Source organism: Pseudoalteromonas lipolytica (genome assembly GCF_900116435.1).
Classification (GTDB): domain Bacteria; phylum Pseudomonadota; class Gammaproteobacteria; order Enterobacterales; family Alteromonadaceae; genus Pseudoalteromonas; species Pseudoalteromonas lipolytica.
The window spans coordinates 153873-167998 of the sequence record NZ_FPAZ01000005.1; the positions used below are offsets into that span (position 1 = coordinate 153873).

Below are 14126 nucleotides of genomic sequence, written 5' to 3' on the forward strand. Positions count from 1 at the left end.
TTAGTCGTTGTTATTGTCAGGGGCTTTTTTCTTAGTCCCTACTTTTGGCTCTTCACCACTTAATAAACGGGTTATGTTTGCTCTGTGACGGAAAATAATCAACAGTGTTAAAAACGTGACTGGCAACGTATAAAGTGGTTTTATCCACCATGTATAAAGTGGGGCAAGCGACACTGTAATAAGTGCTGCAAGTGACGAATAGCGCGTTATTGCGATTATTAATAGCCAAGTCGCGATTAATAATCCACCTAAAGATAATCCAATAGGTAGTAAAGTACCAAAGGCCGTCGCAACGGCTTTACCCCCTTTAAAGCTGAAAAATACAGGGTACATATGCCCTAAACACGCTGCGACGCCAATTAAACCTAACATCAGCGGTTCGATTTTTAAGAAATAAGCGCCCCACACAGGGATGGTGCCTTTTAAAATATCAAACACCAGCACTAATACAGCCGGGACTTTTCCACCAAGTCGGTACACATTGGTGGCACCGGGGTTATTCGATCCGTGACTGCGTGGGTCTGGTAGTTTAAATAACCTAGACACGAGGATTGCGGAGGAAACCGACCCCAGTAAATAGGCTAAAACTAACATTAAAACTTCTAACACGCGCTTCCTTATTTTTTAATCTGCACTTTTGGGCTATCATTGGCGGCAAAACCATCTGCCGCTACTTTTGAGTAGATAGTACGCTACATTTTGCAGTGCATCTACCCGTTATTGTAGAGGGAATTTTTATATATTAAAACTTTATGACAGCTCTGTGCGCATTATTGAAATTAATACGCGTATACGATAGGTATTGGTTTTAATATTTATGTCGCTTGGAGTATCAATGGACAAGGTATACATATCACAACTGCACGTAGACACCATTATAGGCGTGTATGATTTTGAAAAAGAAACGAAACAAAGCCTGTATTTTGATATTGAAATGGTGTGTGATATTTCAGCCGCAGCGGCAACCGATGATATAAACTTAGCGCTTGATTACGCTAAAGTCAGTGAACGCGTTATAGCGCACACGACGGCAAAACCCGTCGAACTTCTTGAAACCTTAGTTGAACAACTCGCCGCGATTATTTTAACCGAATTTACAACCAGCCAAGTCACAATTCGTGTCAGCAAACCAGCTGCGGTTCCTCAAGCTAAAACGGTGGGAGTCGAAATCACCCGTCACAAGGCAAGTTAATATGGCACAGATTTTTATCAGCTTAGGCTCGAATGTAAATAAAGAGCATTATATTCGCCAAGCATTAAAGACGTTAAAGCCGTATTTCCCTGATAGTGTTCATTCATCGGTATATGAAAGTGAAGCGGTGGGATTTGCGGGTAATAATTTTTATAACTCAGTGCTTGGTGCGAATACTGACATGCCACTGCCTGAGCTGTGTACATTACTGAAGCAAATAGAGTTAGATAACGGTCGTACTCGTGAAGATAAAAAGTTTAGTCCTAGAACATTAGACCTTGATTTATTGTTTTATGATGACATTATTTGCGATTCGCCAGCGCAATTACCGCGTGATGAAATAACAAAAAATGCGTTTGTTTTAAAACCGCTAGCAGAAATTGCCCCTGATTTTTTTCACCCTGTAGCTAAGCAAACACTGGCTGAGCTATGGAAAAATTATAACAACCCACAACAAAAACTATGGAAGGTGGAGTTTACTAACCCATGAGTATTATTGAGATAATTGTTTTAGCCTTAATTCAAGGATTGACTGAGTTTTTACCTATTTCGAGCTCAGCGCATTTAATTTTACCTTCGCAAGTTTTAGGCTGGCATGATCAAGGTTTAGCATTTGATGTTGCAGTACACGTAGGTACGCTTGGTGCGGTGGTACTGTATTTCCGTAAAGAAGTGGTTGATATTTTGGGGGCTTGGTTTAAGTCGTTTGGCTCACAAGGCGCAACCGATGACAGCCGTTTGGGCTGGTGGATCATTGTTGCCACGATTCCTGCGTTATTAATTGGGTACTTATTTAAAGACTTTGTAGAGAGCTATTCACGCAATGCGTGGGTGATTGCCACTTCAACTATCGTTTTCGGCTTGTTACTTTGGTATGCCGATGTAAAAGCAAAACAAGTAAAAAATATCTACCAAGTAAATTTTTTTAGTGCGTTACTATTGGGCTTTTCGCAAGTGCTGGCAATGGTCTTTCCAGGCACGTCGCGCTCTGGCATAACGATAACCGTGGGTTTATTGCTGGGTTTAAATAAGCAAAGCGCAGCACGTTTTTCGTTTTTAATGTCGATTCCGGTCATTGCTGCGGCAGGTTCATATTATATATATCAACTTGCAACTGCAGGTGAAGCGATTGATTGGCAAGCTATTTTACTCGGTGCAGGTCTATCGTTTGTTTCGGCTTATGCCTGTATTTTCTTTTTCTTAAAAGTAATTGAGCGCATGGGCATGATGCCATTTGTTATCTATCGCTTGTTACTTGGTGTCGGTTTATTTGCATTTTTAATGCTGTAAAAACCGTTTTACTCACTTTAAAAAACACCTCGGTCTTGAGGTGTTTTTTTATGTTTGCTATTCGGCAAAAGTCTATTGCCGTCTAATCATGGTAAGTAAAGGTTATATTTGGCATTATAACGCTTTATTTTTTCGTAATTCATTTTGTTCAGGACAGTAGATGCATATTCATATTCTTGGAATTTGTGGCACCTTTATGGGCGGGATTGCCGCAATCGCTAAATCGTTGGGTCACACAGTGACAGGCTCTGATCAAAATGTTTACCCCCCAATGAGTACGCAGCTGGAAGAGCTTGGCATTACGCTAACTCAAGGTTATGACATTACACAATTAGACCCCGCGCCCGATATGGTGGTCATTGGCAATGCGATGAGTCGTGGTAACCCCTGTGTGGAATATGTGCTCGATAAAGGCTTACCTTACACCTCAGGCCCAGAATGGCTTAAGCATAATTTATTGCAAAACTCATGGGTGCTTGCTGTCGCAGGCACGCATGGTAAAACGACAACCGCGAGTATGTTGGCATGGCTGCTAGAATATGCAGGTATGAAACCGGGCTTTTTGATTGGTGGCATTGTGCAAAACTTTGGGGTATCAGCACGAGTTGGTGAGACGCCGTTTTTTGTCATTGAAGCCGATGAATATGACACCGCCTTTTTTGATAAACGCAGTAAGTTTGTGCATTACTTACCACGGACCTTAATCCTCAATAATCTTGAATTTGATCATGCTGATATTTTTGAAGATTTAAATGCGATTAAAAAACAATTTCATCACTTGATGCGTACATTACCCTGTAGTGGCAAAGTTATCTGGCCAAGCCAAGATGAAGCACTGCAGGATGTGATTGAGCGCGGCCTTTGGAGTGACAGCGAAACGCTGTCAGGTGATTGGGATTATCGCTTACTTAAAGCGGATGGCAGCGAGTTTGAAGTGTTGTTAGCGGGAGAAGTACAGGGCGTTGTGTCGTGGCAAGCCATGGGCGAACATAATGTCAAAAATGCGATTATGGCGATTGCAGCTGCGCGTCATGTCGGTATCGCTGTGCCCGTGAGCATTGCAGGTTTAGCTGAGTTTATTTCACCTAAGCGTCGTATGGAACTCAAAGCTGATATAAAGGGCATTAAAGTGTATGACGATTTTGCCCATCACCCAACCGCGATAAAAACGACTTTAGCAGGCCTGCGCGCTAAAGTCGGCAATGAGAAAATTATTGCGATATTAGAGCCCCGTTCGAACACCATGAAAATGGGTGTGCATCAGCAAACGCTTATTGACTCGCTTAGTGCAGCCGATGAGGTGTATTTGTTTGAGCCAGAAAATTTGAGTTGGTCATTAAAAGACTATGCTGACAAAGCGGGTATGTACTGCAGCACAAGTACTGAGGAAATCATTACGTTGGTTGCAAACAGTGCGGCTGCCCATCACCATATTTTGATTATGAGTAATGGTGGCTTTGAAGGTATTCATCAGCGCTTGATCACGGTATTAGAACAAAATTAACCAGTATACGGAGTTAACTGTATGCAATTTAAAGATAAAATAACCCTAGCGTTTAGTGGCGCGTCGGGCGCGCCTTACGGTTTAAGGTTGTTAGAAGTATTATTAGAACAACAGTTTCAAGTGTACGTGTTGATCTCAAGCGCTGCGCGTGTGGTACTTGATACCGAATCAAATATTAAGCTTTCAGGTAATGAAGACAAAGCGACAGAGCAGCTTAGTAAGCTGTTCAATGCAGCCCCAGAGCAGCTAAAAGTATTTGGTAAAGATAATTGGTTTAGCCCCGTAGCATCGGGCTCGGCAGCCCCTAAAAAAATGGTGGTGTGTCCTTGCAGTGCAGGCTCAGTCTCGGCCATTGCCGTTGGCGCATCTGATAACTTATTGGAACGTGCTGCTGATGTGGTTATTAAAGAACGTGGTCAGCTTATTTTGGTGCCACGCGAAACACCTTTTAGTGAAATACACCTAGAAAACATGCTCAAGTTAGCAAAATTGGGTGTCACCATTATGCCTGCAGCACCCGGGTTTTATCATAAACCTGAGCACATTTCTGACTTGGTCGATTTTATGGTGGCACGTATTTTAGATCATTTACATATTGAACATACTCTAACGAAACGTTGGGGTTATGGAGAGGGCAAACAGTGAGCGAACAGACAATCGCATTAAATATTGAAGGCCTTAAAAAGGTTTATAAAAATGGCGTTGAAGCCGTAAAAGGGATTGATTTACAGGTAAAACAAGGCGACTTTTTTGCTTTGTTAGGTCCCAATGGGGCGGGTAAATCAACCACAATTGGCGTGATTTCATCACTTGTGAATAAAAGCGCAGGCCGTGTTGAAGTCTTTGGTCATAATATCGATACAGATCTCGAAGCTGCAAAATCAGAGCTCGGCTTAGTACCGCAAGAGTTTAACTTTAGCCAGTTTGAAACGCTTAACCAAATATTAGTTAATCAAGCTGGCTACTATGGCGTACCAAGAAAGCTTGCTCATGAACGTGCTGAAAAATACCTAAAACAACTTGGTTTATTTGAGAAAAAAGATAAACAAGCTCGCACGTTATCGGGGGGAATGAAGCGCCGTTTAATGATTGCCCGTGCGCTTATGCACGAACCAAAGTTACTTATTCTTGATGAGCCTACGGCGGGGGTTGATATTGAACTGCGTCGCTCTATGTGGGATTTCTTGCGTGAAATCAATAAACAAGGCGTTACCATTATTCTTACCACGCACTATTTAGAAGAAGCGGAATTGTTGTGTAAGAACATCGCTATTATTGATAGTGGTGTGATTGTCGAAAACACCACAATTAAAGCGTTACTTGCCAAGCTTGATAAAGAAACCTTCGTGCTTGACTTAAAACAGCCAGTTAACCCTATCAGCCTTGATGGTTATCAGTTTACTTTAACCGATGATCATACCTTAGAAGTTGAGGTGGCTAAATCGCAGGGGCTAAATCAGGTGTTTACGGCGTTAACCGAGCAAGGCAATACAGTGCTCAGTATGCGTAATAAGGCCAATCGATTAGAAGAGTTGTTTGTGGGTTTATTAGAACAAGGGCGAGGCGAATAATGTTTAAATATGGTGTAGCGCTAAAGAGTATTTGGATTAAAGAGTGTATTCGTTTTTTACGTATTTGGGTGCAAACGCTGGTACCGCCAGCAATTACGATGAGCCTTTATTTTGTTATTTTTGGTAACCTAATTGGCTCACGCATTGGTGATATGGGTGGTTTTTCCTACATGGAATTTATAGTACCTGGCCTCATCATGATGTCGGTGATTACTAACTCTTACTCTAATGTGGCGTCGAGCTTTTATTCCACTAAATTCCAAAAAAGTATCGAAGAGCTACTTGTGGCACCGGTGCCTAATTACATCATTGTACTAGGCTACATGGGTGGAGGTATGACACGAGGCATGTTGGTTGGCTTAATTGTTACGTGCGTGTCTTTGCTATTTGTTGATATTCAAATTCACAATATTTTCGTGATTATGGCGACTGTGATTTTAACCTCAGCCGTATTTGCTCTGGGGGGCTTAATAAATGCAATTTACGCAAATAGCTTTGATGACATCAGTATTATACCTACGTTCATTTTAACGCCATTAACCTACTTAGGTGGGGTGTTTTACTCGATTACCCTGTTACCTGAGTTTTGGCAGGGGGTATCGCAAGTAAACCCAATTATATATATGGTTAATGCATTTAGGTATGGCTTCTTAGGTGTGTCGGATGTCGACTTATCGGTCGCGTTTGGTGTACTAGGGTTATTTATTGTGGGGTTATTTACGTTAGCTTTAACGCTAATTAAACGCGGTGTGGGGCTTAGACACTAATGACAGATGCAAATTCGAGAAGTATTGTATCGAATCAACCCGGCTTGCATGACAAGCTAGACGAGATTGTTTTAAAGCACTTAAGTGCAGAGTTTAAAAAACCAATTGCAGCGCACACGCAAGCTGCATTTGACCAAGTGAATGACAAAGTTCACGCATTCAATGGACCAATTATTCTTGATTCATGCTGTGGGGTGGGAGAGAGTACCGCTAATCTTGCTAAGCGCCACCCAGAGGCACTTGTTATTGGAATTGACAAGTCGTCACATCGTTTAGATAAGCACGATATTGAATATAAACAAACAGACACTGGCCAGTATATTTTGGTACAAGCTGATTTAAATGATTTTTGGCGTTTAGCGGTTGCAGCAAATTGGCAGCCAACTCACCATTATCTGCTTTATCCAAACCCTTGGCCAAAAGCTAAGCACTTACAAAGGCGCTGGCATGGGGCCGCAATTTTTCCATTTATTGTTAAACTTGGCGGCCGATTAGAGCTCAGAAGTAACTGGGATATCTACGTTAAAGAGTTCGCTCGCGCCCTTGAGTTGGCTGGACATCCATGCCAAGTTGAACGCTATGAACACGATGTGCCTATTACGCCGTTCGAGCGAAAGTATTGGGCCAGTGGACAGCAGAGCCACCGCTTAGTCATAAACCTTTAAATTTGCGTGTTAATGTAGGGAGTGGGTGGGGCAAAATAATTACCTTGCATGAGTGTGATACCCGCACGTGAAAGTGCATCGGCAATTTGCTCACTTTCTACTTGCTCAGCAATAACCGCTAAGTTTAATTGCTGAGCATACTTCACTAAATGCTCTATAAACATAAAACTATCGGCATTATTGTGTATTTGGCTTACTAGGTCTTTGTCGAGCTTTAAGCCATCCACTTCAAGCTTTAAAATGTGAGACAAGTTTGAGTACCCCGCGCCAAATTCATTGATCATCACTTGCGCCCCTTTATTCTTTAATAAACTAATAAAGGCTTTCACTTGGCTAAAGTATGCAATGGCTTCAGTTTCATGAAACTCAAAAATAATATTGTGTGGTTTTGGGTAACGCCTTAATTGCTGCTCTAGAAATTCACTTAAACTTGGATCGAGAATATCTTGCGCGGTGATATTGATACTCCAGCGCACATTTGTCTTTCTGAATTGCTCAATACATCGTGAAAACATGGTGCGTGTTAACAACCCGTCCATGCGTGAGCGCTTTAATACAGCCATAAAGTAATCAGGGCAATGAATCCGACCTTGTGCAGTTGCCATTCTGGCTAAGCTTTCATAGTGACTTATTTGCTTCAGTTCCGTGTTATAAATTGGCTGAAAGTAGGGCACGATTCGATTGTTATCGAACGCTTCTCTAACTTCTTTAGCGAGAGTGACGTTGTGTCTAAATTGCTCTTCAACTTGTTTAAATACATTCTCATAGCGAACAATACGTTGGTTATTTAACTTGGCTTGTTGCAAGGCTATATGTGCATTTTCTATGAGCATGAGTTTGTTACACGAGGCGACTCCAGCATGCAAAGTAATATAAATAAATGGCTCGCTTAGCACGGGAATTGCGTGATTAAAGGTATTGATAATATCGTCAATACGTTGCTCAGCGTTGCGAATATTCAATAATGCGATTTTATTCGTCGCTAAACGAAAGGTTGCGCTCTCGCTTGGTATGCGGGATTGAAAATATGTGAGTAAATTAGCCATCACTCTATCGCTGACATCGGTGCCATAAAAACTACTAATATCCTCAAGCTCATTGATACTGATAACAGCAAGTTCCATGCGGTGTCTGGTTGTTCTTTCTATGTAATTCTCGAGCGCAATATGATTGGCAAAGCCGGTGCGAGCATCAGTCAGGAGTGAGCGTTTAAGCTGTAAAAAATAAAGCCACGCGATTAAAGCAACAATAAAGAAAAAGAAGCCGCTTGTAATGGTTGCTTTTGTTATGCTGTGTTGCAGTTGCTCATTGAGATCATCAATAGCAATGTCTGCACCTGTAATATAAGTGTGGCCGTTTTTGTCAACAAAGGTCACAAAGATACTTTTAAAGTTGCCCCAGTGATCTTGTGATATTTCAAAAACGGGTTCTGTCGAAAAAAAAGCTTCTTTATTGATGTCGGTGGCTTCAGGGTACGCATCTAAAAAGTGTGTCACGCGTCCACTGTTGTGATCTTTTTGAGTATAGCTAGAGGCACTAAAGAATACCGTATCATCGCGCAGCACCATCGCATATACATACGCTACCTGCATTTGCTTAGCGTAGTCAGATAAAGCCCTGCTCTTATCTTTATACAGCTCAGGTGAAATAGTTTGGCCTGCATTCACACGGGTATGATAATCATCCCCTAAAATATGCTTAACACTGATTGCCGCATTGAGTAATTTGGCATCAACATTCGCCATTATCTCACTACGTGTTGATTCATAGGTGTAATAAATATAGCCAAATAAGCTAATAAAAAATGCGGCAAAACCATAAATAAGCCAGCGTGTTCTTTGCATTCCATTCGGCATAGGTGTTCCCTTTGCAGTTATGACTTGATTATACTTAAAAAATACGCAGCTGATAGCAGAAAATTACGACAAAATTCACCCATCGATCATTTTTTTGTCACCGAAAGCATGGCTTTTTGGCTTTAAGCGAGACATTTTCATGATATTCCAGTAAAGTTAGCCAATTTCATAGAAACAGTGCCGCAAAATGTAAACCTCAATGTTCCTGCATTGGGTTCATTTTTAAGCTGCTTATAATGGGTATTAGGATGGATCAAAAGCGTTGTGCCGTCGCCTCTAAAGAAAGTTTGATTCGTATTTTTACGGTGCCAGAAGCACCAGACTCGACACTGAGTAAAATTGAATCAGAGATTTCAAGCAACCTTGCAGGATTCTTAAACGAGAATATTGCTGCGATTGAGAAGCCTCTTCATGAGATAGAGAAAGACTTTCAATCGGCAATGATTCCAGAAGAGCCCACATTTGTATCTGACTATGCTCAAGATATTATGGAGCAACTTGTTGCGCATTCAGTTCATACAGCCGCGCCTAGCTTTATTGGCCACATGACTTCTGCTTTACCGCACTTTGTACTGCCGTTATCAAAGTTGATGGTAGGTCTGAATCAAAACTTAGTAAAAATTGAAACCTCAAAAGCGTTTACCCCACTTGAACGACAAGTGCTTGGTATGATGCATCACCTTGTATATGGACAAGATGATGCGTTTTACAGTAAGTGGATGCATAGTGCAAAAACGTCACTCGGTGCATTTTGCTCAGGGGGGACAGTTGCCAACATTACCGCACTGTGGATTGCACGAAACCGTTTATTAAGAGCGGATGGCGATTACAAAGGAATTGCAGCTCAAGGCTTAATTGCGGGTATGTTGCATTATGGCTATAAAGGGCTTGCTGTACTGGTTTCTGAACGAGGTCATTACTCTCTTGGTAAAACAGTCGATTTATTGGGAATTGGTCGCGACAATATCATTGCAATAAAAACCGATAAGAACAATAAAGTAGACATTCAAGCCATGCGTGAAAAAGCGCAAGAACTGGAAGCGGCAGGCATTAAGGTAATGGCGCTGGTAGGTGTTGCGGGTACTACGGAAACAGGCAGTATTGACCCCCTTAATGATATGGCTGATTTAAGTGAAGAATTGGGCTGTCATTTCCATGTTGATGCAGCATGGGGAGGAGCAACCTTATTATCGCAAAACTATCGCCATTTATTGAGTGGTGTTGAGCGAGCCGATTCAATTACAATCGATGCCCACAAACAGATGTATGTGCCAATGGGCGCTGGTTTAGTGTTATTTAAAGACCCAGCAGCAACCGATGCGATTGAGCATCATGCAGAGTATATTTTACGTAAAGGCTCAAAAGATTTGGGGAGTCATACGCTTGAAGGTAGTCGCCCAGGCATGGCAATGTTGGTGCATGCATGCTTACGTGTCATTGGTCGTAAAGGTTACGAGATGCTGATTGACCGCAGTATCGTTAAAGCACGTACCTTTGCTGAATTAATTAGGCAAGACGAAGACTTTGAGCTGATTTCAGAACCTGAATTGTGTTTATTAACCTATCGATATGTCCCTAAACAGATTCAAGAAAAACTTAAAAATGCTGACGAAGAAACTAAACTCGATATTTATGCTTCACTGAACCGTTTTACGGCCAGTATGCAAAAACGTCAGCGTGAAGCTGGGCGTTCGTTTGTATCGCGTACACGTTTAACCCCTGCGCAATACGATTACCAGCCTACCGTGGTGTTTAGAGTTGTGTTAGCGAATCCGCTTACGTCAAAGGCTATATTAAAAGATATTCTTGCAGAGCAAAAAGAACTGTCTAAAACAGATCCTGTATTTAAAAAGTATTTAAGTAAGTACATGGATTAGGTGATATAAATAAGTAAAAAGGAGCTTGAAAGCTCCTTTTTTTATACCAATTTGCGTATTTCAATGAGCAAGGTTGAGGCAATAAAAGCTCGTTGATAACAATGCAAAAATTTCGTTATTTAGGTATTCTCGGCAATTGCTCCTGCATTGCTCTACCTTCTGCATCTATGCAGTCGTAAATCAGCAATTTTTAACGCAGTTAGCGACTGGTTTAATCCCTCAAAATGATTAAAAATTATTGCAAAATGGTATTATGCCTTTTGAAAACAGCTAGCCTTAATCATTTCACTGATGATCTGTTGCGATGGTTTGATTTTTTCCATGGCTAAAAACTCATCAGGCTGATGTGCTTGGTTGATTGACCCTGGCCCCATAACAATCGTTTCACAGCCTAATTGTTGAATAAACGGCGCTTCGGTGCAGTAGTTAACTGCAACCGCAGGTTGGCCTGACACCTTTTCTGCCAGTTTTACTAAAGCGCTATCTGTGCTGCCGCTGAATGCAGGTATTGGGTCGTGTAAGTCAATAACGCTGACAGCGTTTGGATACTCAGTATTTATTTCATTGGCTGCATTAATCAAAATGGCTTGCAGCTCTTGTACGCTTAAACCGGGTAGTGGGCGCATATCAATGTGCATTTCACAGCAGCCACAAATACGGTTTGCGTTATCGCCGCCATGAATATGACCTAGGTTTAATGTTGGGTACGGTATTACAAAGTGCTCAACTGAATATTTATTCTTTAATTCGTCTTTAATGATTAACAGTTTTGTAATCATTTTATGCATGACTTCGATGGCATTTAAGCCTCGCTCAGGGTCTGAGCTGTGACCCGAACGACCCACAACGCGAATCGCTGAACTCATGTGGCCTTTATGAGTAAACACCGGTGTCATGTCTGTTGGCTCGCCAATAATACAGCGCGCGGGCTTTAAATTAGGGTGGCGACATATTTGCTGAGCACCCGCCATTGTCGTTTCTTCATCGGCTGTGGCTAAAATTAATAAAGGCTCTGTTTGCTGGCTTGCATCAAGCTCACTAATGGCCTGCAGTACAAAAGCAAAAAAACCTTTCATATCAATGCTGCCTAAACCGAATAACTTGTTGTCATGCTCGCTTAATTTAAACGGATCATAATTCCAGCGGCTGTCATCAAATGGCACGGTATCGGTGTGGCCCGCTAACATCAGCCCCCCTTCACCTTCACCCCGTCTCGCTAATAAATTAAAGCGACCTTTGCCATGCTCAAGCTCTGTAATTTCGCAGCTAAAGCCTAAGGTTTCGCACCAATTGGCAAGTAAGGTAATGACCTCTTTATTGCTCATGCATAAAGAGTCTTCAATTGCACTAATTGAAGGCGCAGCAATCAATTGTTGATACATCGATAAAAAAGAGGGAAGCGACATAAAAAAATCCAAAAATAATTATTCAATCTAATTGCATAACAATATAAAAGTATTTATTATGAATATCAATTCACTTTTTGAGCATAAATATACTTTAAAGTAGCGTATGAACACAAAACGACGATAACCTTATTTCATTACTTTAGATAGTGTTTTTATTCGCTAAACAGCGAGTAGTTTTAAATGTGTAAATAGATAAGTTAAATAGGTAAAACCAAGCAATGAATGTAGTGATTATTGGCGCAAGTGGATATAGCGGCGCAGAGCTTGCGAGTTTAGTCGCCAAGCACCCACAACTAACTTTAAAGGCATGTTATGTCTCTGAGGGCAGCTTAGATAAAAATAAGTGTTTAAGTGACTTATATCCTGAGCATTTAGGGCTTTTAGACCATCCATTACAGCCATTAACAGCAGCCGCTTATACCGACATCGAACAGCATGCTGATTACGTGTGTTTATGTACAGATCATGAAGTGAGTGTTGACCTTGCTCCTCGATTTTTAGCAATGGGTAAAAAAGTATTCGATTTATCAGGCGGCTTTCGTTTAGCTGGGAATGAGGATTACCTCACTTACTATGGCTTTGCGCATCAGCATCCAACGCTTTTAACACAAGCAGCCTATGGACTAGCAGAGTGGAATGCGGATGCAATCAGTCAGGCAAATTTGGTTGCGGTTGCAGGCTGTTATCCTACAGCCGCACTTAACTCATTAAAACCATTGAAAGAAGCCGGCTTATTAGCAGAGCAAACAATTATTATTAATGCCGTGTCAGGCGTCACGGGGGCGGGTAGAAAAGCGAGTGTTAATACGCATTTTTGCGAAGTATCACTTGCGCCTTATGGGTTATTTAACCACAGGCACACACCTGAAATTGAACAACATTTAGGCCATCCTGTGTTATTTACCCCGCATTTGGGGAATTTTCCGCGGGGAATTTTAGAAACTATTTATGTGCAATTAAAACCCGGTGTAACACCAGAGCAAGTAACAGAAGCGTATCAGGTGTTAGCCGATGAACCGTTGATTCGTTTACTTGGAAGCAAAATACCCAGTATTAAAGGCGTTGCTAAACAGCCGTATGTTGATATTGCGTGGCAACAAAAAGGCGAACAGCTCATTGTTATGTCGGCCATTGATAACCTGTTAAAAGGGGCGGCTGGGCAAGCATTGCAATGTATTAATTTAGCGATGGGTATACCTCATCATACCGGATTAGTAGGAGCGTTATGATGAAAACATGGGTCATTAAAATTGGCGGTGCGGTATTAAATACTGCCGATGCTGCAAAAGCCCTATTTGATGTTTTAATCTCACAACAGCAAGCCAACTTTGTGATTGTTCATGGTGGGGGTGCATTAGTTGATGCATGGCTTATGGATGCGGGATTCGCCAGTGCTAAGCACCAAGGTTTACGTATCAGTCCAAAAGAACAAATGCCATACATCGTTGGGGCGTTAGCTGGCTGTGCTAATAAACAACTAATGAGTCAAGCCATTGCCTCGGGTCATAAACCTGTGGGTATGAGCCTTTATGAAGCCGGTGTTGTGGTTAAGCAAAAATTAAAAGCGTTGGGGCAAGTTGGGCAATGCTGTGACAGTATCGACAGTATTTTACCCAGCTTAATTGAACAAGGCCGTCTACCATTAGTCAGCTCTATTGGTTTTGATGAAGAGGGACTTTGGTACAACGTAAATGCAGATGAAGCGGCCGCAGCGATTGCGAAAGAGCTTGATGCAGAACTTATTTTTATGACTGATGTAGAAGCGGTACTTGATGCAAATAAGCAACCATTACATCAACTTAATACGCAGCAAATAGATGCATTAATTCTTCAAGGAGTTATTCAGGGCGGGATGGAGGTCAAAGTTAAGACCAGTCTTCTTGCTGCCCAACATTTACGACGTGGTGTGTATATCTCAAGCTGGTTAAAGCCAGAAAATTTAGTCGCTTTATTGCAAGGCGAGCACGTTGGAACAAAGATTACACCATAGGTATT

The 14126-nt window shown here is 41.6% G+C and carries 14 protein-coding genes; 11 read left to right on the top strand and 3 right to left on the bottom strand.

From position 1 onward, the window contains the following. Window positions 1-609: a glycerol-3-phosphate 1-O-acyltransferase PlsY gene (plsY, locus tag BM378_RS06570; protein WP_036970917.1), complete on the bottom strand. Its 609-nt coding sequence runs from the start codon at window positions 607-609 to the stop codon at window positions 1-3. Between the two features lie 226 nt (window positions 610-835). Between plsY and folB the strand changes: the two genes are divergently transcribed. The 8 genes from folB to trmB all read left to right on the top strand — a co-directional run bounded on the left by folB (window position 836) and on the right by trmB (window position 6989). Beyond that, window positions 836-1192: a dihydroneopterin aldolase gene (gene folB / locus BM378_RS06575; RefSeq protein ID WP_036970914.1), complete on the top strand. Its 357-nt coding sequence runs from the start codon at window positions 836-838 to the stop codon at window positions 1190-1192. Between the two features lies 1 nt (window position 1193). Further along, window positions 1194-1682, top strand: a complete 489-nt coding sequence (gene folK / locus BM378_RS06580) for a 2-amino-4-hydroxy-6-hydroxymethyldihydropteridine diphosphokinase (RefSeq protein WP_074988850.1) — start codon at window positions 1194-1196, stop codon at window positions 1680-1682. Beyond that, window positions 1679-2482, top strand: a complete 804-nt coding sequence (locus BM378_RS06585; protein WP_036970908.1) for an undecaprenyl-diphosphate phosphatase — start codon at window positions 1679-1681, stop codon at window positions 2480-2482. Before folK ends, BM378_RS06585 begins: the two co-directional genes overlap by 4 nt. 160 nt (window positions 2483-2642) lie before the next feature. Next, on the top strand, window positions 2643-3986 hold the full coding sequence (gene mpl / locus BM378_RS06590; protein ID WP_036970904.1) for a UDP-N-acetylmuramate:L-alanyl-gamma-D-glutamyl-meso-diaminopimelate ligase: 1344 nt from the start codon (window positions 2643-2645) through the stop codon (window positions 3984-3986). A gap of 21 nt (window positions 3987-4007) precedes the next feature. Then, a complete protein-coding gene (locus tag BM378_RS06595) occupies window positions 4008-4631 on the top strand; it encodes a flavin prenyltransferase UbiX (RefSeq protein ID WP_036970902.1) in 624 nt (207 codons plus the stop codon). Beyond that, window positions 4628-5557, top strand: a complete 930-nt coding sequence (locus BM378_RS06600; RefSeq protein ID WP_036970900.1) for an ABC transporter ATP-binding protein — start codon at window positions 4628-4630, stop codon at window positions 5555-5557. The genes BM378_RS06595 and BM378_RS06600 overlap by 4 nt, the downstream gene beginning before the upstream one ends. Further along, window positions 5557-6324: an ABC transporter permease gene (locus BM378_RS06605; protein WP_036970898.1), complete on the top strand. Its 768-nt coding sequence runs from the start codon at window positions 5557-5559 to the stop codon at window positions 6322-6324. The genes BM378_RS06600 and BM378_RS06605 overlap by 1 nt, the downstream gene beginning before the upstream one ends. Beyond that, a complete protein-coding gene (gene trmB / locus BM378_RS06610) occupies window positions 6324-6989 on the top strand; it encodes a tRNA (guanine(46)-N(7))-methyltransferase TrmB (RefSeq protein ID WP_074988851.1) in 666 nt (221 codons plus the stop codon). Before BM378_RS06605 ends, trmB begins: the two co-directional genes overlap by 1 nt. Here trmB and BM378_RS06615 read toward each other — a convergent pair. Then, window positions 6986-8845 carry an EAL domain-containing protein gene (locus BM378_RS06615; protein WP_074988852.1) on the bottom strand — a complete coding sequence of 620 codons (1860 nt, stop codon included), beginning with the start codon at window positions 8843-8845 and terminating at the stop codon, window positions 6986-6988. The two genes, trmB and BM378_RS06615, sit on opposite strands and share 4 nt — an antisense overlap. A 248-nt stretch (window positions 8846-9093) precedes the next feature. On the opposite strand from BM378_RS06615, the gene panP reads away from it, so the two are divergent. Continuing rightward, entirely contained in the window at window positions 9094-10722 is a 1629-nt protein-coding gene (gene panP, locus BM378_RS06620; protein ID WP_036970892.1) for a pyridoxal-dependent aspartate 1-decarboxylase PanP, read from the top strand. Between the two features lie 251 nt (window positions 10723-10973). Here the strand turns inward: panP and argE are convergent, their stop codons facing one another. Next, a complete protein-coding gene (argE, locus tag BM378_RS06625; RefSeq protein WP_036970890.1) occupies window positions 10974-12128 on the bottom strand; it encodes an acetylornithine deacetylase in 1155 nt (384 codons plus the stop codon). A gap of 221 nt (window positions 12129-12349) precedes the next feature. On the opposite strand from argE, the gene argC reads away from it, so the two are divergent. Both argC and argB read left to right on the top strand, forming a co-directional pair. Continuing rightward, window positions 12350-13360, top strand: a complete 1011-nt coding sequence (gene argC / locus BM378_RS06630; protein ID WP_065978016.1) for an N-acetyl-gamma-glutamyl-phosphate reductase — start codon at window positions 12350-12352, stop codon at window positions 13358-13360. Next, the gene (gene argB / locus BM378_RS06635; protein ID WP_036970887.1) at window positions 13360-14121 is read left to right on the top strand and encodes an acetylglutamate kinase; all 762 of its coding nucleotides are present in this window, start codon (window positions 13360-13362) and stop codon (window positions 14119-14121) included. The genes argC and argB overlap by 1 nt, the downstream gene beginning before the upstream one ends. Window positions 14122-14126: the final 5 nt, after the last annotated feature.